The 17,422-nt window shown below is 66.2% G+C and carries 16 protein-coding genes; 10 read left to right on the top strand and 6 right to left on the bottom strand.

Annotated elements, in window-relative coordinates; translation table 11 throughout:
* The first annotated feature begins 282 nt into the window (after nt 1-282).
* Nucleotides 283-1,722 carry an L-serine ammonia-lyase gene (locus tag LDO22_RS17920; RefSeq protein ID WP_224025027.1) on the top strand — a complete coding sequence of 480 codons (1,440 nt, stop codon included), beginning with the start codon at nt 283-285 and terminating at the stop codon, nt 1,720-1,722.
* Nucleotides 1,723-1,771: 49 nt separating this feature from the next.
* Here LDO22_RS17920 and LDO22_RS17925 read toward each other — a convergent pair whose 3' ends face one another.
* On the bottom strand, nt 1,772-2,317 hold the full coding sequence (locus tag LDO22_RS17925) for a TspO/MBR family protein (RefSeq protein WP_159632873.1): 546 nt from the start codon (nt 2,315-2,317) through the stop codon (nt 1,772-1,774).
* A gap of 121 nt (nt 2,318-2,438) precedes the next feature.
* On the opposite strand from LDO22_RS17925, the gene LDO22_RS17930 reads away from it, so the two are divergent.
* The 3 genes from LDO22_RS17930 to LDO22_RS17940 all read left to right on the top strand — a co-directional run bounded on the left by LDO22_RS17930 (nt 2,439) and on the right by LDO22_RS17940 (nt 6,572).
* Complete coding sequence (locus LDO22_RS17930) at nt 2,439-3,572, top strand: peptidoglycan bridge formation glycyltransferase FemA/FemB family protein (RefSeq protein WP_224025029.1); 1,134 nt, start codon at nt 2,439-2,441, stop codon at nt 3,570-3,572.
* A 161-nt stretch (nt 3,573-3,733) separates the two neighbouring features.
* Nucleotides 3,734-5,050: a peptidoglycan bridge formation glycyltransferase FemA/FemB family protein gene (locus tag LDO22_RS17935; RefSeq protein ID WP_224025031.1), complete on the top strand. Its 1,317-nt coding sequence runs from the start codon at nt 3,734-3,736 to the stop codon at nt 5,048-5,050.
* Between the two features lie 34 nt (nt 5,051-5,084).
* Complete coding sequence (locus LDO22_RS17940) at nt 5,085-6,572, top strand: threonine/serine exporter family protein (protein ID WP_159632870.1); 1,488 nt, start codon at nt 5,085-5,087, stop codon at nt 6,570-6,572.
* Between the two features lie 20 nt (nt 6,573-6,592).
* Here the strand turns inward: LDO22_RS17940 and LDO22_RS17945 are convergent, their stop codons facing one another.
* The gene (locus LDO22_RS17945; protein ID WP_224025033.1) at nt 6,593-7,432 is read right to left on the bottom strand and encodes a siderophore-interacting protein; all 840 of its coding nucleotides are present in this window, start codon (nt 7,430-7,432) and stop codon (nt 6,593-6,595) included.
* A gap of 13 nt (nt 7,433-7,445) precedes the next feature.
* Nucleotides 7,446-8,216, bottom strand: coding sequence for a uracil-DNA glycosylase (locus tag LDO22_RS17950; RefSeq protein WP_224025035.1), 771 nt, complete (start codon nt 8,214-8,216; stop codon nt 7,446-7,448).
* 131 nt (nt 8,217-8,347) lie between these two features.
* Here LDO22_RS17950 and LDO22_RS17955 point away from each other — a divergent pair, with 131 nt between their 5' ends.
* From LDO22_RS17955 to groL, 5 genes are all read left to right on the top strand, one after another.
* On the top strand, nt 8,348-8,677 hold the full coding sequence (locus LDO22_RS17955; RefSeq protein WP_159632867.1) for a DUF3263 domain-containing protein: 330 nt from the start codon (nt 8,348-8,350) through the stop codon (nt 8,675-8,677).
* Between the two features lie 51 nt (nt 8,678-8,728).
* A complete protein-coding gene (locus tag LDO22_RS17960; protein ID WP_224025037.1) occupies nt 8,729-9,370 on the top strand; it encodes a LytR C-terminal domain-containing protein in 642 nt (213 codons plus the stop codon).
* 66 nt (nt 9,371-9,436) lie between these two features.
* Nucleotides 9,437-9,643, top strand: a complete 207-nt coding sequence (locus tag LDO22_RS17965) for a cold-shock protein (RefSeq protein ID WP_141180812.1) — start codon at nt 9,437-9,439, stop codon at nt 9,641-9,643.
* Between the two features lie 68 nt (nt 9,644-9,711).
* Nucleotides 9,712-10,911 carry an ABC transporter substrate-binding protein gene (locus LDO22_RS17970; protein WP_224025039.1) on the top strand — a complete coding sequence of 400 codons (1,200 nt, stop codon included), beginning with the start codon at nt 9,712-9,714 and terminating at the stop codon, nt 10,909-10,911.
* 290 nt (nt 10,912-11,201) lie between these two features.
* Entirely contained in the window at nt 11,202-12,836 is a 1,635-nt protein-coding gene (groL, locus tag LDO22_RS17975; RefSeq protein WP_159632864.1) for a chaperonin GroEL, read from the top strand.
* Nucleotides 12,837-12,924: 88 nt separating this feature from the next.
* Here groL and LDO22_RS17980 read toward each other — a convergent pair whose 3' ends face one another.
* Nucleotides 12,925-14,235: an extracellular solute-binding protein gene (locus LDO22_RS17980; RefSeq protein WP_224025041.1), complete on the bottom strand. Its 1,311-nt coding sequence runs from the start codon at nt 14,233-14,235 to the stop codon at nt 12,925-12,927.
* Nucleotides 14,236-14,431: 196 nt separating this feature from the next.
* Between LDO22_RS17980 and LDO22_RS17985 the strand changes: the two genes are divergently transcribed.
* The gene (locus tag LDO22_RS17985; protein ID WP_224025044.1) at nt 14,432-15,508 is read left to right on the top strand and encodes a ribonuclease HI family protein; all 1,077 of its coding nucleotides are present in this window, start codon (nt 14,432-14,434) and stop codon (nt 15,506-15,508) included.
* Nucleotides 15,509-15,517: 9 nt separating this feature from the next.
* Here the strand turns inward: LDO22_RS17985 and LDO22_RS17990 are convergent, their stop codons facing one another.
* Together LDO22_RS17990 and LDO22_RS17995 are read right to left on the bottom strand one after the other, a co-directional pair.
* Entirely contained in the window at nt 15,518-15,805 is a 288-nt protein-coding gene (locus LDO22_RS17990) for a WXG100 family type VII secretion target (RefSeq protein WP_159632861.1), read from the bottom strand.
* A 107-nt stretch (nt 15,806-15,912) separates the two neighbouring features.
* Nucleotides 15,913-17,421 carry a HAMP domain-containing sensor histidine kinase gene (locus tag LDO22_RS17995; RefSeq protein WP_224025049.1) on the bottom strand — a complete coding sequence of 503 codons (1,509 nt, stop codon included), beginning with the start codon at nt 17,419-17,421 and terminating at the stop codon, nt 15,913-15,915.
* Nucleotide 17,422 lies beyond the last annotated feature (1 nt).

A 17,422-nucleotide genomic window follows, 5' to 3' on the forward strand; every position in this document is an offset into this window, starting at 1 on the left:
CGTTGGGCCCACGCCGTCAGGGTTCCCTGGCCGAGCTTGCGAGGCTAGGGAGACGGTGGGGAGCACGCTTTCGAAAAGTCCGGCTCCGCCGGCGCTCGTGGGCACGACGTTACCTGCTTGCCGCGTCGCCTTGGTGACGTGCTTGCGGAGTGGGCGGGGCATCCGGCAGCGTGCGTCTAAGGGAGCGTCACGTCCGCGCAGCGGGCGTCTTCGCGACCGAGCACGCAGAGGATGTCCTGCCCGCTCCAACCCCAACAACCTGTTTTAGTTAGGAATTTCCTCATGGCCGTTGGTGTCTTTGATCTTTTTTCGATCGGGATTGGCCCTTCAAGCTCGCATACTGTGGGGCCGATGCGGGCTGCTGCCGTGTTTGCTGAGGAGTTGAAGGCCTCGGGGAAGCTGGCGGACGTCTCCTCGCTGCGGGTGGATTTGTATGGGTCGTTGGCGGCGACGGGGCATGGGCATGGGACGATGACGGCGATCCTGTTGGGGTTGGAGGGGTTCCATCCGGAACTGATCCTGCCCGAGGAGGTGGAGGAGCGGCTGGCTTCGATCGCGGAGACCGGGATCCTGAACCTGGCCGGTGCGGTTGCGCTCCCGTACGGGGTGGGCGACATGGTGTTGCGGCCGTTGACGGTGCTGCCGCGGCACACGAACGGGATGACGTTCACCGTTACCGACGCGGCCGGGGATGTGGTGCATGCGGCGACGTTCTTCTCGGTCGGTGGCGGGTTCATCGTCCGCGAGGGGGAAGAGGACGCCGCGCAGCAGGAACTGGACGCGTCCAAGGAGGAGCTGCCGCTGCCGTTCCGGACCGCGGCAGAGCTGCTGGAGCACTGCGCGGTGACCGGGCTGGGCATCGCGGACGTGATGTTCGTGAACGAGAAGGCCTCCCGGTCCGAGGAGCAGATCCGGGCCGGGCTGGGGCATATCTGGTCGGTGATGGAGAACTGCGTGGCCACCTCGCTCAAGCGTGAGGGGGTGCTCCCAGGCGGGTTGAAGGTCCGCCGCCGCGCCCCGGACTGGTACGAGCGGCTGAAGAAGGAAACCGCCCGCCCCGAAGACACCGACAATGACGGCCAGGACGGGCAGGACCACTACGACCCCAGGTATTGGCAGGAGTGGGTTAACTTGGTGGCGTTGGCGGTGAACGAGGAAAACGCCTCCGGCGGGAGGGTGGTCACCGCCCCCACGAACGGGGCGGCCGGGATCATCCCCGCGGTGCTGTTCTACGCCCTGCACTTCGCCCCGGGCATGGACCAGGCCACCCAGGCCGACCGCGACGATGTGGTGGTGCGGTTCCTGCTCGCCGCCGGCGCGGTCGGGGTGCTCTACAAGGAACAGGCCTCGATCTCCGGGGCCGAGGTGGGCTGCCAGGGCGAGGTCGGGTCCGCGTCCTCGATGGCCGCCGCGGGCCTGGCCGAGGTCATGGGCGGCACCCCGGCCCAGGTGGAGAACGCCGCGGAGATCGCGATGGAACACAACCTCGGCCTGACGTGTGACCCGATCGGCGGGCTGGTCCAGGTCCCCTGCATCGAACGGAACGCGATCGCCGCCGCGAAAGCGATCAACGCCGCGAAAATGGCGCTCTGGGGCGACGGCACCCACCGCGTCTCCCTCGACGAAGTCATCATCACCATGCGCGAAACCGGCAAAGACATGAGCGACAAATACAAGGAAACCGCCATGGGCGGCCTCGCCGTCAACGTTGTCGAATGCTGACACCCCGCTGACACCTGACCGAATGGCGGGACGGGCGGTGCCCGTGCGCCTAATTGTGAGTTGCCGCCCACCAATTGAGGCTGGCAGCGAACACCAGCCATGAGATGTAGGGGAGCAGGAGCAGCCCTGCCGTCCGGCTGATCGGACCGAAATGCAGCACCGTCACCGTTACCGCGGCGACCAGGGCCACGATGATGGCCAGGCCCAGCCACAGGGCCGCCGTGCCAAGAGCCGGGTAAAGGGCGAAAAAGACCGGGGTCCAGGTGAGATTGAGGGCCAGCTGGATGGCGTAAACCACCATGGCCTGCCGTGTCCCAGCGGTGCGTTTACGCCAAACCAGCCATGCAGCGAGGGCCATTGCCGCATAAAGGATGGTCCACACCGGACCGAACACGCCATTGGGCGGGGACCAGGGGGCCTTGTCCGCGGCTGCATACCAGCCAGTGACATTGGCCGCCGATGCCAAACCGCCCAGCGCCGCCACCACCAAGGACGCCAACAGGAAACCGGCAAGCGCGGCGGCCTGCACCCCGGCACTGTACGGCTTCCCGCCGCTGCCCGCGGGAGCGGTGCTCTGTTCCCCATCCGGCCTCATACCCCAACCCTTGTTGAACATCCTGAGCTCCGTCAAGGTGACGCTCCACACCCGGACGGCCGCCGTCCCGGGCATGCCGGAGAAAAGCCGGGAGCGCCTGAGGCTTTAGACTTGAGGCTGCATGTCCGCACGCATCCAGAAGTACCGAAACCGCGCACAAACCCGATTGGACACGGCCCCCTTGCGAGAATTCACCGCACGTTTTGCCACAGCCGAGGAAATTGAAAACTGGGACAAGCACGTCACGGCCAACCCGAACGGCGGCAACATGCTGCAGTCCGCCGCCTACGCATCGGTCAAGAACGGAAGCGGCTGGAAAGTCCGGTTCCTGGTGCTGGAAGGCGGCGGGAACGCCAGCTATAACCTGGTGCTGGAGAAAAGCTTCCCCGTCCTGGGACGGCTCTGGTACCTCATCAAGGGCCCCGACCTGGTAGGGGCAGCAGACCTGGGCGCTGCCCTCGCAGCGTGCGCGCAGCTGGTCCGCAGCAGCAAGCTGAAGGTGTTCACCATCAAAGTGGAACCGGACATCATCGACTCAGACGAAGCGCAGCGGGAACTGGCAGCAGCCCACCTGGCCAAAGCCCCCAACATCCAGTCCAACGATTCCACCGCCCTGCTGGATATCTCCGGCACGGAAGAGGAAGTCTTTAAGGCCATGTCTTCCCGGGCCAGGAACGCAATCCGGCGCGCAGAGCGCGAGGGCTGCCAGGTGGTCCGGCAGGAACAGGGACCGGAAACCTACCGGGCCCTGTACGACCTGATGGCCAACACGGTCAACGCAAAGGGTTCCATGCCCCTGCGCAGCTATGAGTACTACGAGCGGTTCTGGGACGAGTTCTGCAACCGCGGCCAGGGCAACTTTTTCTTCGCCTACGAGGACGGAAAACCCAGTGTTGGTGCCTTCGTCATCAACTACGGGGCCAAGGCAACGTACAAAGACGGCGGTTCCACCCAGAACCGCAAGCAGTACGGGGACTCGCACCTGGTGCAGTGGACGGCCATCCGGCGGATGCAGGAACTTGGCTGCACGGAATACGACTTCTGCGGCACCCCGCCGGCTGCCCGCATTAAGGACAAGACCCACAATCTCTACGGAATGGGCATGTTCAAGACCAGCTTCACCAAGACGGTCACCGACTTTGTGGGCTGCCACGACTACATCCTGTCCCCGCTCCGGCACCGGCTCTGGGTCAACGGTGGAGAGAAAGTGTTCCGCCGGATCGAGACCGCACGAACCGGGCAGCAGTTCTACTGACCCGCTGCCGCCAGGGCCCTCTCCTGAGCGCCCCGCGCGGCCCGTACGCTGCGGGAACCCGGCCGGCCTGAACGCCGTCCGCCCTGAACACCCTCCACCCTTAACACCCTCCACCCAGTGCGTGCCCACAGGCCGCGAAGAGTCCAGAAGAAGGTCACCCCTTGAATCCAGTTTCCGCCGCGACCGGGCTTGAATACGCCAACCTCAGCGACGCCGAATTCGAGGCCTTCGCCCTGAAGCACCCGCAGAACAGCTTCCTGCAGTCCATCGACTTCGCCCGCTTCCAGCGTGCCCGGGGCCAGCAGGTGGAACTCTTCGGGGTCCGTCGCGACGGCGAACTCGTGGCCGCAGGAAAGCTCAACTACACCACCACCCGCCTGGGCTACACCGTCTGCGAGTGTGCCAAGGGCCCCCTCATGGACTACTCGGACCGGGACCTGGTGCGCGCCGTCGTCGGGCTTCTCCGCAACCACGCCGCTGAGCGCAAGGCGGCTGAACTGCGGATCTCGCCGAACATCAGGTACATCGCACGCGACGCTGATGGCGCCGAACACCCGGACGTCGAAGACAACAGGCCGCTGGTGGCGGACCTGGAACAGCTCGGATTCCAGCACCAGGGCCTGGACATGAACTTCATCAACGTCAACTGGATGTTCATCAAGAACCTGGTGGGGATCCAGGACGCCGAAGAACTGATCATGGGCACCAGCTACCGCACCCGCAAAGCCATCCGCAAGGCGGAAAAGAACGGCGTCTTCCTCGAACAGGCCACCCTGGAAACCCTCGACGATTTCTACGGCGCCCTGAGCCGGGCAGGCGACGAAAAAGGGTTCGTGTACCGCGAACGCGCCTACTACGAGAACCTGCTCCGCACCACCTCCGCGGAGTTCACCAAGCTGATGATGGCCAAGATCGACATCCCGGCCTACCGCAAATCCATCACCGAACGGCTGGCCGCGGAGTCGGCCACAGCGGCGGACCTCCGCCGCGAGGTGGAGGAGACCGGCAGCAAGAAGAAGGCCAACCGGCTCAAAGTGGTCCAGGACCTGGTGGACAGCTACGAGCGGAGCCTGAAGGACATCGAACGCTTCCCCGACTCCGTGGGAACGGCCACCGTCGCGGCCATCCACTTCGTCTGCTACGGCGACGAGGTGGTGTGCGTGATCGGCGGCACCGTCCAGGACTACATCTACTTCAACGGCGCAACCTCCCTTTACTGGGGAATGATGCTGCACGCCCTGGAGAAGGGCTACCCGCGGTACAACTTCTACGGCACGTTCGGCATCTCCGGGCAGGACGAGGAAGGCCACGGCGGCTACGAATTCAAGAAGGGATTCGGCGGGGAAGTGGTCCAGCTGGTGGGGGACTTCGTCCTCCCGGTCCGCCCCGCCGTCTTCCACGCCAACCGGCTGGCCAGGTCCGCTGCCGCTGCCGCCCGCACACTGCTGGGTAAACTGCCGCTGAAGCGCGCATCCTGAGAGTCCATCAACCGCGCACAGGGAGGAAACGGGCATGACCAACCGGCCCGAACGGCCAGGGTCCAGGCCGAAGACTGATGGCCTGCCCAAGACTGAACCACTGACCCCTGCACAGCTTCGGCAGGACGCCGCCGCCAAGAGGATGCTGCGCCGCCTGGTGCAGGGCGAGAATCCTCCCACGGCTCCGCTGAGCATCGTGGACCGGCTGGCGGGCAGCCCGTACGCCAACCCCACCATCCAGGTCGGCGGCGTGGATACGTCCGCGCGCAAAACCCTGGACTTCGCCCTGCACCTGGCTGAGACCATGTTCCGCTACGGCGCGGGCGCCCTGGAAGTCGAAACCAGCATCATCGCGGTCACGGCGGCCCTGGGGCTGAAGAACATCGAAGTGGACATCACCAACCAGTCCGTGGGCATCAACTACGCGCCCAAGGACCAGACCCCCATCGCCCTGCTGCGCGTGGTGCGGTCCTGGACCAACAACTACGCCGGGCTGGCCAAGGTGCACCAGCTGGTCACCGACATCGTGGCCGGGGGTGTGGGCCGTGACGAAGCAATCCGCAGGCTCAACGAGGCCATCACCAGCCCCAAGCCCTACCCGCGGTGGATGGTCACCGTAGCGTTCGGCATTTTCGCCGCGGTGTTCGTGGGGGTGCTGGGCGGCGGCCCGGTGTCGTCGGTGATCGCGTTCGTGGCCAATATCGGCATCAGCCTGCTGGCCCGGCAGCTGGGACGCTGGCGGGTTCCCGACTTCTTCATCACCGCGAGCTGCTCTTTCGTGGTCACCATGCTGGCGCTGCTGCTCTGGCAGCTTGGGCTCACGACGTCGCCCTCCATCGTGGTGGTGGGCGGCATCCTGCTCCTCCTGCCCACCGGGCGCCTGGTGTCCTCCGTGCAGGACGCCATCAACGGCTTCCCCGTGACCGCGGCGGGCCGGTTCCTGTCCACCCTGCTGACCTTCGGCGCCATCGTGGCGGGAATCGCCGTTGCCTTCGTCGTGGGGGAGCTGACGGGGCTGCAGCGCATCGACGTCACCCAGACCTTCCCGCCTGCCTACGATCTGTGGGTCCTGATCCTCTTCGTGGCCGCCGCTGTGATGGCCATCGGCATCACGGAACAGACCACGTGGAAGCTCCTGCTGCCCACGGCAGCCGTGGGCGTGGCCGGCTACCTGGTGCTGCTCGGCTGCGGCCAGCTGGGCATCGGGGACCGGTTTGCACCTGCCATGGCCGCCGTCGTCATTGGCCTGCTGGCACGGGTGGTAGCCCTGCGCATGGGCGCACCGCAGCTGGTGGTGGCAGTCCCCGCGGCACTCATCCTGCTGCCGGGCCTCACGATTTTCCGGTCCATGTATGTGCTCACCGTTGAGGAGTCTGAAGTCCTGGCCGGTGCCGGCGGGATGCTCAGTGCCGGCGCCATTGTGCTGGGCACGGCGGGCGGGATTGTGCTGGGCGATGTGCTGGCCCGTCCACTGACCCGCAGCCTGGCAAGCAACGAGCGGCGCCGGGCCCGCCGCCGCTAAGCCACGGCCGCCTGTCCAGGCTAAATTTGGCCGACCGGAAGCTTCTTCTCGGCCTGGAAGTCGTCCTCTACCCGGCCCTGCGCCCAGTACCCGGAGAGGGACACCTGCCGGCGCTCCAGTCCGCGCTGCTTGAACAGGACCTCGCGCAGGGCTTTCATGTAGCCGCGTTCGCCGTGCGCAAAGACATCCACCGTGCCATCGGGCCATTCCGCGTCCGCCACTGCGTTCACCAGCAGGTCGCTGGAACCCGCCGGAGCGCCGTTGCGGGGCAGCCAGGTGATGTGCAGTCCTGCCGGGGCGGCAATGGGCTGGATGTCCGCCCCGGATCCGACCTCCAGGAAGGCCAGCCCGGTTGCCCCTGCCGGCAGTGACTCGATGCAGGCGGCGATGGCGGGCAGGGCCGCCTCGTCACCGGCAAAGAGGTACCAGTCGGCCTCGGGGTTGGGGTTGTACGCGCCGCCGGGGCCGGTAAAGATCAACGGCTCACCCGGCTGGGCGTTGGCCGCCCACGGACCGGCGAACCCTTCATCGCCGTGGACCACGAAGTCGATGGCCAGCTCCCGGGCCCCGGGATCCACCCAGCGCAGCGTATAGGTGCGGGTGAACGGCCACTGCTCACGCGGCATGGTTTCCCGCACCGTCCAGAGATCCAGCGGGGAGGGGTACTCCACGCCGGGCTGTGGAAAGACGATCTTCACGTAACGGTCAACGAACCCGTTGTTGACGAAATCACCGAAGCCCTCTCCGCCGGCCACGATCCGGACCATGTGCGGGGAGAGCTGTTCCTTCCGCAGCACGGTGAGGTTGACCTGCGGACGGCTCTTCTTGGTTGCGCTGGTGGCGGCGGGGACAGTGCTCATAAGGCAAGCCTAGCTAGGGCAGCGGCGGGAGTTCCCAAGTTACGTCCCGCGCACCCTGTTCCCGGAGCAGCTGGTTTACGCGGCTGAACGGCCTGGAACCAAAGAACCCGCGGGAAGCGGACAGCGGACTGGGGTGCGGGCTGGTGACCGCAGGAGCCCCGCCCAGGAGCGGCCGGACGCCCTCAGCCTCCTTGCCCCACAACACCGCCACCAGCGGCATCCCTGACCCGTCCGGGGACTTGCGGGCGGCCAGTGCGGTGACTGCCGCCGTCGTAATTTCCTCCCAGCCCTTGCCCCGGTGGGAGCCCGCCGCGCCGGCCCGGACGGTGAGCACCCGGTTCAGGAGCAGCACCCCCTGCTCCGTCCACGCGGACAAATCCCCATGGACGCGCGGGGGAATGCCCAGGTCCGACTCCAGCTCCCGGTAAATGTTGACCAGGCTGCGGGGGAGGGGTCGGACGTGCGGGTCAACCGAAAACGACAGGCCGACGGCGTGTCCCGGCGTGGGGTAGGGGTCCTGCCCCACGATGAGGACCTTCACGTCCGCGAAGGGCTGGCGGAAGGCGCGCAGGACGTTCGACGGCGGCGGCAGGAGCTGGTGCCCGGCCGCCTCTTCGTCTGCGAGGAACGCCAGGACCTTCCGGAGCTGGGCTTCGACGCCCTGCAGCGCCGCGGCCCAGTCCGGAGCCATCAGCTCTGCCAGTGGCAGCTGCGCCAGATCGGCGAAGCCGGCGGCGTCCGCAGGGTCCTGCTGCAGCTCGAAGAGGGCGTCCGATTTAACCATCGTTCCATTGTTGCAGGGACGGAGCAGGGCCGGCCGGGAACATCCAGCCGGGCGGGCGTAAATGACACCCTTGTTATTCGGCGGCTAGCATAGGGGTAAGACATTGACCCTTACCAGCGAAGGAGTGCGCCGTGGCGGAACCGGCCCGGGAACACCTGCCGGAGCAGGATCCAGGGAACTCCCTCCTGGCGGATTTCACCCTTCGTGAGTCCTCCCTGTCCGAGCGTGAACAACAGATGCTGGCGCTGGAACGGCAGTGGTGGAAGTACGCGGGAGCCAAGGAGCAGGCCATCCGTGACCTGTTTGACCTCTCCGCCACCCATTACTACCAGCTCCTGAACGCATTGATCGACCGCGAGGATGCGCTGGCCCACGATCCCATGCTGGTCAAGAGATTGCGTAGACTACGTACGTCGCGCCACCGTGCACGTACTGCCCGGCGCCTGGGATCCGACGCTTAAGACGCCCCAGGCCGGGACAACAGCCGCAATCAACAAGGATGTCCTTCCACCATGACCAGATACGCCCGCGATGAATTCGACAAAGTCCCGGAGGCTGCGTCGCGACAAGGTGTCCACCGGACGGCCTCGGCCCCGTCCCGCGTGCGGCTGTGGCCCATCCTGGCGATGGGAGTGGCGGCCCTGGCCATAGGGTTGGTGTCCTTCCTTATCCTTCCCAAACTTGGCTTCAACACCACCGCCAGCCAGGCCTCGGCCAGCGTGGAGTCAGCTCCGCTGGCCGGCACCGGCACAGCCCCTTCGGCCACGCCTTCCGCTTCCGCGCCCGTGGCTTCCACGGTGCCCTCCGCTTCTTCCGAGCCAACCCAGGACGCCGGCCCCGCTCCGGAGTCCACGGCCCCTGCCAGCCAGCAGGCCGTCGTCGACAGGACCCAGGCCGTTGCCGTCTACAACGCCGCCGGCACGGCGGGGCTGGCCAGCCGGGTAGGCGCAACCGTCCAGGGTGACGGTTGGCGGCTCGGCCAGGTTGGTAACTGGTCCGGAGCCCCGCAAAAGTCCTCCGTGATTTTCTACGCAGGTCCCCAGCACCTGGCCAGCGCCCAGGCGCTTGCCGGTCTGCTGAACATCCCCACCGTGGTGGACAGTACCGAATTCCAGTCGCCGCTCGTTGTGGTCCTGGGCCCGGGTTACCGGTAGCCGCACGCCGTCCAGTAACGCCGGTCCGGTCTCCACCTGGCCCCCAAACGGAAAGAGTTGTTCATCATGGCACTGGGAACCGTGAAATGGTTCAACGCTGAAAAGGGCTACGGCTTCATCACCGTTGACGGCTCCGGTGATGACATTTTTGTCCACTGGTCCGCAATCCAGGGGGAGGGGTACCGTGCCCTGGCCGAGGGGCAGCGGGTGCAGCTCGATGTGGGCGAGGGTGAAAAGGGTCCGCAGGCGGAAAACGTCCGGCCGGCCCAGTGATGCCTGCTCTGCGGCGAGATGGCCGCGTCCGGGCGGCCCTCGCCCTGTCCGCGGCAGCAGTTCTTTCGATGACAGCATGCGCCGGTACCGGCGGCAACGCCAGGGTGGAAACGGCGGAGGCCTCCGGCGACGGCGTGCTGCGGGTAGGGATGATCCTGGACAATGCCGGTGACAATGCCTTCCTTAACGCTCCCCAGCTGGCTGCCGCCAAGCTCGCCGTCCAGGACATCAACGCCGCCGGCGGACACAAAGGCCGGCCGGTGGAGCTCCTCCCGGTGCACCCGGACCAGGACACGGGAAAGCAGGCGAAGGACCTCGCCGCCGCCAAAGCGGATGTGGTGATCGGACCCACCGATTCCAGCCATGCGGCCGCCGCGGTGGACGTTCTGTCCCACGCGCGCATACCGGTCATCTCGCCGGCCAACACCGCCGCAGGCCTGTCAGGGCTCGCCAGCGGAGGCTACTATTTCCGCACCGCCGCAGCCGACGTCGCCCAGGGCCCCGTGCTGGCAAAACTCGCCAAGGACTCCGGGGCGGCCACCATCACTGTGCTGTACCAGGAAGGCTCCTACGGCAAGGACCTCTCCGCTGCCGTCACAGACGCTGCGACAAAGTCCGGACTCACGGTCCTGCCCGGGGCCGGCTTCAAGGACGGTGCCGCCGCCGAAACCGCGCGCTCCACTGCAAAGGCCAAGCCTGACGCCGTCGTCCTGATTGCCCGCGAGGGCGCGCAGGACGCCCTGGCCGGGCTGGACAGCGCCGGCCTCACCGGTTCACGGATCATCCTCAGCGACGGCGCGTTTGCCCGGTACGGCTCCAGGCTCGGCTCCGGGACCCTCGAGGGCACACGCGCCGTCGTCCCCGGACAGTTGCCCACCGCTGCCTTCCAGGCAAAACTGCTGGCGGTGGACCCTGCCCTCAAGGACGTCTCCTACGCTGCCGAAACCTACGACGCCGTCACGCTGGCGGCCCTCGCCGCAGCACGTGCCCAGGATGACGCCGGACGCTCCATTGCCGGCAACCTGATTGCCGTCTCCGGAGGGGCAGCCGGCCCCGGCGCCGGAGTGCCAGCCGCCCCATGCCTGAGCTACAAGGAGTGCCTGGGCGGCCTTGCTGCCGGCCCGGACATCAACTACGACGGCGAATCGGGCCCGGTGGCCTTCGATGCCAAGGGCGATATCACCACGGCCCTCTTCTCCGTGTACACCTTCGGACCCGACAACAACCCCTCGCTGTCCGGCCGGGAGACAGCGGGCCACTCCGGCTGATCGCCCTGGGCGAAGCGGCCCCGTCCTGCGGGGTGTCACGCGTCTTTTCGCTTGCACTCTCACCTGGGGAGTGCTAATTATTGACTTAGCACTCTGACGCACCGACTGCTAAAGCAATGCCTGGTTCCGGCCGGCGGCGCACGGCACCGGTCGAGGAGCGAAAGAAACACCTCACTTCAGTGAGATCCCCGCCCGGAGGCATACAGAGGCCGCCGGCAAAGGATCGTCCGTCGCGGGCACTGCAGCGAAGGTTCATTCTTAACGACTGTCCCGAAAGGACTACTGCCGTTATGGCCAAGATCATTGCATTTGATGAAGAGGCACGCCGCGGCCTTGAGCGTGGCCTGAACACCCTCGCCGACGCCGTTAAGGTCACCCTCGGCCCGCGTGGACGCAACGTCGTCCTCGAAAAGAAGTGGGGCGCCCCCACGATCACCAACGATGGTGTTTCCATCGCCAAGGAGATCGAGCTGGACGATCCCTACGAGAAGATCGGCGCAGAGCTGGTCAAGGAAGTTGCCAAGAAGACCGACGACGTTGCCGGTGACGGCACCACCACGGCAACCGTCCTGGCCCAGGCCCTGGTCAAGGAAGGCCTGCGCAACGTTGCCGCCGGCGCCGACCCGCTGTCCCTCAAGCGCGGTATCGAAAAGGCTGTTGAGGCCGTCACCGCCGAGCTGCTGAACTCCGCCAAGGAAATCGAAACCAAGGAAGAGATCGCGGCTACCGCCTCCATCTCCGCCGGTGACGACGAGATTGGTGCCCTTATCGCCGAAGCCCTGGACAAGGTTGGCAAGGAAGGCGTCATCACGGTCGAGGAGTCCAACACCTTCGGCCTGGAGCTGGAACTCACCGAAGGCATGCGCTTCGACAAGGGTTACATCTCCGCCTACTTCGTCACCGACGCTGAGCGCCAGGAAACGGTCCTCGAGGATCCGTACATCCTGATCGTCAACTCCAAGATCTCCAACGTCAAGGAACTGGTTGCTGTCCTGGAAAAGGTCATGCAGTCCAACAAGCCGCTGCTGATCATTGCCGAGGACATCGAGGGCGAGGCCCTGGCCACCCTGATCGTGAACAAGATCCGCGGCACCTTCAAGTCCGTCGCCGTCAAGGCTCCCGGCTTCGGTGACCGCCGCAAGGCCCAGCTCGCCGACATCGCCGTCCTCACCGGCGGCCAGGTCATCTCCGAGGAAGTTGGCCTCAAGCTGGAGACTGCCGGCCTGGAGCTCCTGGGCCAGGCCCGCAAGGTTGTTGTCACCAAGGACGAGACCACCATCGTCGAAGGTGCCGGCGACGCCGACCAGATCGCCGGCCGCGTGTCCCAGATCCGCGCCGAGATCGAGAACTCCGACTCCGACTACGACCGCGAGAAGCTGCAGGAGCGCCTGGCCAAGCTGGCCGGCGGCGTTGCAGTTATCAAGGCCGGAGCTGCAACCGAGGTTGAGCTCAAGGAGCGCAAGCACCGCATTGAAGACGCCGTGCGCAACGCCAAGGCTGCAGTTGAAGAAGGCATCGTCGCCGGTGGCGGCGTGGCCCTGATCCAGGCCGGTGCCAAGGCATTTGCCAACCTTCAGCTCTCCGGCGACGAAGCAACGGGCGCCAACATCGTCCGCGTTGCCATCGACGCTCCGCTGAAGCAGATCGCCTTCAACGCCGGCATGGAGCCTGGCGTAGTTGTCGACAAGGTCCGCGGCCTGCCCGCAGGCCACGGCCTGAACGCAGCAACCGGCGAGTACGTCGACCTGCTGGCTGCCGGCGTCAACGACCCCGTAAAGGTGACCCGCTCTGCCCTGCAGAACGCTGCCTCGATCGCCGGCCTGTTCCTCACCACCGAAGCAGTGGTGGCTGACAAGCCGGAGAAGGTTTCTGCCCCCGCCGGTGGCGACGACATGGGCGGCATGGGCGGCATGGGCGGCTTCTAAGCCTCCCGGCCGGGACCTGCCCCGCCAATTACGAAAGTGCGGCCCCCTCTTCCGAGGGGGCCGCACTTTTTTGTCCCGCTGCCGGGCTCTACTTCCTGGCCGAATCCAGCATCCCCTGGACTTCCTTCTTGAAGGCTTCGGCGGCAGCCTGGGGGGTCTGCCGGTCATACAGCACTTCATCCGTGTAGCGCTTGATGACATTCTGGACGCTTCCCGCACCCACAGGAGGAACCGGGGGCGCGTCCTTGATATCCGGCGCAATGTCCTTCAGGAACCCCACCACGGTGGTGTCTGCCGGCTTGAGCGAGGACGTGATGCCGGAAACGATGTCGCTGTTGGTGGGTACCCCCCTGTCCGTCATCAGGATGGCCCCGGCCTCCGGGCGGTTGGTGAGGTAGTTGATAAACTCCGCGGCTTCCTTGGGATGCTTTGAACGGGATGAGGCGGACCAGAACATCGTCGGCTTGTAGTACATGCCGTTACTGGCCGCCGCGCCGTCGACGCTCGGAGCGCGCAGCATTTTGATGTTGCTGCCGGTGGTGGCCTCAAGCGATCCAAGTTGGTTGGTCCACCACCAGGCCATACCCACCCGGTTGGTGCCGAAGAGGCTTTGCTCAAGGCTGGCCCCGCCGTCTTCCGTCGCCACGTTCGCCGGCGGGCTGGCCCTGGAATCGCGTTGTTCCTTGAGCCGTTCCCAGAAGGAGGCGGCCGTGCCGGCCTCAAAGCCGAGCTTGCCGTCAGCGGAGTAGAGGTTTTCCCCGTGCTGGCGCAGCCAGATGATCAGGTCGGCCTCGTTGCTGCCGTAGGCGGCACCATAGGTCTTCCCGTCACTCGCGGCGCTGAGCTCCGCGGCGGTGTCCATGAATTCTTTCCACGTCCACGTCTTGTCATCCGGGACGGGTATGCCGGCCGCTTCAAATACCTTGGTGTTGGCCATGATGACGTAGGCATTCTGGCCTGTGCTCAGGCCATACTGTGCGCCGCTGTACTGGCCGGACGCGAGGGCTTCCTTGTCCAGTTTCGACGTGTCGATGCCGTCCTGCTTGGACAAGTCCATGAGGGCGCCGCGGCCGCCGTATTCGGCGATGTACTTCTGGTCCATCTGAATGACGTCGGGCGCATCGTTGGCGGCGGTCTTTGTGGCCAGCTTGTCCCAGTAGCTGGACCATTCGCCGGGCTCGGCCTTGACCTTGATGTTTGGATGGGACGCCTCAAACGCGGCGATGACCTTGTCTGTCTGTCCGTTGAGGTACTCGTTGCCCCACCATGCGAACCGCAGGGTTACCTGGCCGTTGTCGCCCGATCCGCCCGGGGCTCCGCAGCCTGTGGCCAGGATGGACAGGGCAAGGGCGGCAGCGCCAAGCTGGAAACTGCGGCGGCTTACGACTGGAATCGTCATTGATGTTCCTTCCGGGTTGGCTTCTCCGGCGCGGCCCAGCACGGTCGCCCGGCGTAGTCCAAGGATGAGAGAAACCGCTTTCTCATGTGATGCTGTGATTGTTTCGCGCATCCGGCACCCCCGTCAAGAATTTTCGGTAAACGTTTTCCCACATCTTCACCGGGCCGCTGTCGGCCGCTTCTGGCAGGATGGACCGGTGACGATTACTGCAGCGGCTGATGGTTCGGCCTTGGGAAACCCCGGCCCGGCCGGATGGGCCTGGTATGTGAATGACGATTGCTGGCGCGCCGGCGGATGGCCCCACGGGACCAACAACCAGGGGGAGCTGATGGCTGTCCTTGACCTCCTGCGCGCTACAGCGCACCTGCCCGGGGAAGACCTGCGCATCCTTTGCGACAGCCAGTACGTGATCAACTCCATTACCAAATGGATGCCGGGATGGAAGCGCAAAGGCTGGCGCAAGGCCGATGGAAAGCCTGTCCTGAACGTGGAACTGCTGAAGGAACTTGACCGCGAACTGGCCGGCAGGACCTACACCTTCGAATGGGTCAAGGGGCACGCCGGCCACGACCTCAATGAGGCAGCCGACGAGCGCGCCAGGGCTGCGGCAACCGCCTACCAGCAGGGAGTGGCAGCAAGGTCGGGTCCAGGCTTCCCCGGCGGCCAGCACCCGGGCACCTCCGGGCGCGCCGCGGCCCCGCAGCCTGCCTCCGGCGCGGGCCTTCCGCCCGCCACGCTGGACATCCCGCCCGCCGCACCGGCCCGTCCTGCAGCGGCGCCTGGCGACGTTCAGGCAGTCCGTGGCGCTGATGCTTCGGGGAGGCCGCGGGCCACTCCGGCGCCCGTCCCGGCCTTCGAGGAACTTGACCTGTTCAGCGAACTGGACAACGAAGCCCTCGAAGTGGCCGAGGCAACCCAGCAGGCCGGCTCAGTCCCGCCCGAGGCGCTGGTGGAAGAGCTCGAACGTGAGCTGCTGGGTCCCTTGGTGCGGGGGGATATCGGGCGGACCGCCGTCCTCCTTCACCCGGACTTCATGGAAATCGGGAGTTCCGGAAGGGTCTGGACCCGGGACGCCATGATGATGGCCCTGGAAGAGGACCCGGGGGAACGGACCGACATTGAAATCCTGGGTGCGGAGCGCATCGGCACCAGTGCGGTCCTGCTGACGTACCGAAGCTTTGCGCGATCCGGCACTACGCTCCGCAGTTCGCTGTGGGTCCTCGATGGGGACCGCTGGCGGTTGCGGTTCCACCAGGGGACTCCGGAGGCCTGAGCCCAGGTGTCAGCTGAACCGCTGCGCGTTCCCCTGCTCCGCCTGGGCATAGGTGGCGGCGGCAGAGGCCAAGGCGGTGTTGATGGATGCCAGTGAAGCCTCCACCCGGCCCTGGGTGATGGTCCATTCGGTGACGAGTGCCTGGAAGTTGGTGGCGGCGGAGCCCCGCCATGAACCCTGGAGTTCATCCAGTCCGCGTTTCATGGTTTGCACGTCGGCGCTGATCCGGTCCACCGTGGCCTGCACGTTGGCGGACTTCAGCTGAAGTAATTCTGTGTCGACGGAAATGATGCTCATGGCTGTGCCTCTCAGATAGGGCGGGGGAGTGGCCCCCGCGCCCGGCGGTTCCGGGCTGCTGGGACGAGCCTATGGAGCGGCGGCGGGCCGGAGCTATTGCCGGCCGGCTATATGTGGATAACCGATCCGTCGCTCCCCCTGGCGCCGGCGGTGCTTCCGGCTGGTTCCTGGCCGTCTGCGCCGCCATCCCGGGGTGGGTCTTCACGCCGCGGCAGGCTGACCACCAGGGTGGCGCCGCCGCCGTCGGTCTTCTCAACCCGCACCGAGCCGCCGTGGGATCCCACGATTGCCGCCACGATGGCGAGCCCCAGGCCGCTGCCACCCGTCTCCCTGGTGCGGGAGGTGTCCGCACGGTAGAAGCGTTCGAAGACCTTGGCCGCCTCCTCTTCGGAAATGCCCGGTCCGTGGTCCCGCACTTCGATGACGGAGCGCTCCCCGCCGTCGGCACTGCGCACCCCAACGGCGAGTTCGACAGGACTGCCCTCCGGGGTGTAGCGCAAGGCGTTGCCCACAAGGTTTCCCACCACCTGGCGCAGCTTGGCCTCATCCCCGAGCACCGGGGCAGGTGCCGCCGGTCCGCCGTCGAGCCCGGTCAGTGAAATCACCCTGGAACGGTCGCTCGCCTGCGTGTCCACCACGGCATCGTGGGCGATCAGCTGCAGGTCCACCGGCTTCTGCTGCAGGGGCCGCTGCTCATCGAGGCGGGCCAGCAGGAGCAGGTCCTCAACCATCGACCCCATGCGCTTGGCTTCGCTTTCGATCCGGCCCATGGCTGTGGCCACGTCCTCGTCCGTGGCCAGGGCGCCGTGGCGGTACAGCTCGGAGAACCCGCGGATGGTCACCAGCGGGGTACGCAGCTCGTGGGAGGCGTCGGCGGCAAAGCGGCGCATCCTGGCTTCGGAGGCGGTCCGCGCTGCAAAGGCGGTTTCAATATGCGCCAGCATGGCATTCAGCGAACTGCTGAGCCGGCCCAGCTCGGTAGTGGGGTTCTCCACTTCCACGCGGCGGGAGAGGTCGCCGGCGGCAATGGCGGCGGCCGTTTTCTCCACCCTGGCAAGAGGCCGGAAGGAACGCGACACGGTCCAGCTCGCAATGAGCGAGGCCAGCAGCAGCGTCAGCAGGCCCACCCCGGTGACAACCAGGGTGGCATGCTTGAGGACGTCGTCCACGCTCTCCAGCGGCAGCCCAATCACCACCACGGCAGTGGTTTGGCCGTTCTGGACCGTCACCGCCACCACGCGCCAGTTCTCCCCATCCGTCCCGCGGACCTGGAAGGGGGCCAGGTCGCGGGCCTGCGCCTGTTCCACCGTCATGGAGCTGATGTCCGGGTGGTCGTCGGGATCACCGCCGAACGTGTACGGCTGCTCGCCCGGCGCGAAGAGCATCAGCGAGTAGTCGGTGGGTATGGAGCTGGGAGCCTGCAGCTGGGTGAAGGAGCGTTGTTTCCGGGCGGAGTCGACGGCGGCGTTCAGTTTGTCATCCACCTGGCCCTGAAGGTAGCTGTGCAGCAGTGTCAGGGTCACCGCACCGGTCACTGTCAGGGCCACAATCAGCAGGGCCATGATCATGGCCACCAGCTGCGACCTGAGTGAGGCCGACTTCCACCGCTTCAGCAAG

Source organism: Arthrobacter sp. NicSoilC5 (assembly GCF_019977395.1).
Lineage (GTDB): Bacteria > Actinomycetota > Actinomycetes > Actinomycetales > Micrococcaceae > Arthrobacter.

What these genes read in the sequence shown, in the direction of transcription:
- LDO22_RS17930 (WP_224025029.1), top strand. Translation starts at nt 2,439, where the DNA reads ATGTCCGCACGCATCCAGAAGTACCGAAACCGCGCACAAACCCGATTG.
- LDO22_RS17940 (WP_159632870.1), top strand. Translation starts at nt 5,085, where the DNA reads ATGACCAACCGGCCCGAACGGCCAGGGTCCAGGCCGAAGACTGATGGC.
- groL (WP_159632864.1), top strand. Translation starts at nt 11,202, where the DNA reads ATGGCCAAGATCATTGCATTTGATGAAGAGGCACGCCGCGGCCTTGAG.
- LDO22_RS17980 (WP_224025041.1), bottom strand. Translation starts at nt 14,235, where the DNA reads ATGACGATTCCAGTCGTAAGCCGCCGCAGTTTCCAGCTTGGCGCTGCC.
- LDO22_RS17970 (WP_224025039.1), top strand. Translation starts at nt 9,712, where the DNA reads ATGACAGCATGCGCCGGTACCGGCGGCAACGCCAGGGTGGAAACGGCG.
- LDO22_RS17920 (WP_224025027.1), top strand. Translation starts at nt 283, where the DNA reads ATGGCCGTTGGTGTCTTTGATCTTTTTTCGATCGGGATTGGCCCTTCA.
- LDO22_RS17965 (WP_141180812.1), top strand. Translation starts at nt 9,437, where the DNA reads ATGGCACTGGGAACCGTGAAATGGTTCAACGCTGAAAAGGGCTACGGC.
- LDO22_RS17945 (WP_224025033.1), bottom strand. Translation starts at nt 7,432, where the DNA reads ATGAGCACTGTCCCCGCCGCCACCAGCGCAACCAAGAAGAGCCGTCCG.
- LDO22_RS17960 (WP_224025037.1), top strand. Translation starts at nt 8,729, where the DNA reads ATGACCAGATACGCCCGCGATGAATTCGACAAAGTCCCGGAGGCTGCG.
- LDO22_RS17990 (WP_159632861.1), bottom strand. Translation starts at nt 15,805, where the DNA reads ATGAGCATCATTTCCGTCGACACAGAATTACTTCAGCTGAAGTCCGCC.
- LDO22_RS17950 (WP_224025035.1), bottom strand. Translation starts at nt 8,216, where the DNA reads ATGGTTAAATCGGACGCCCTCTTCGAGCTGCAGCAGGACCCTGCGGAC.
- LDO22_RS17925 (WP_159632873.1), bottom strand. Translation starts at nt 2,317, where the DNA reads ATGAGGCCGGATGGGGAACAGAGCACCGCTCCCGCGGGCAGCGGCGGG.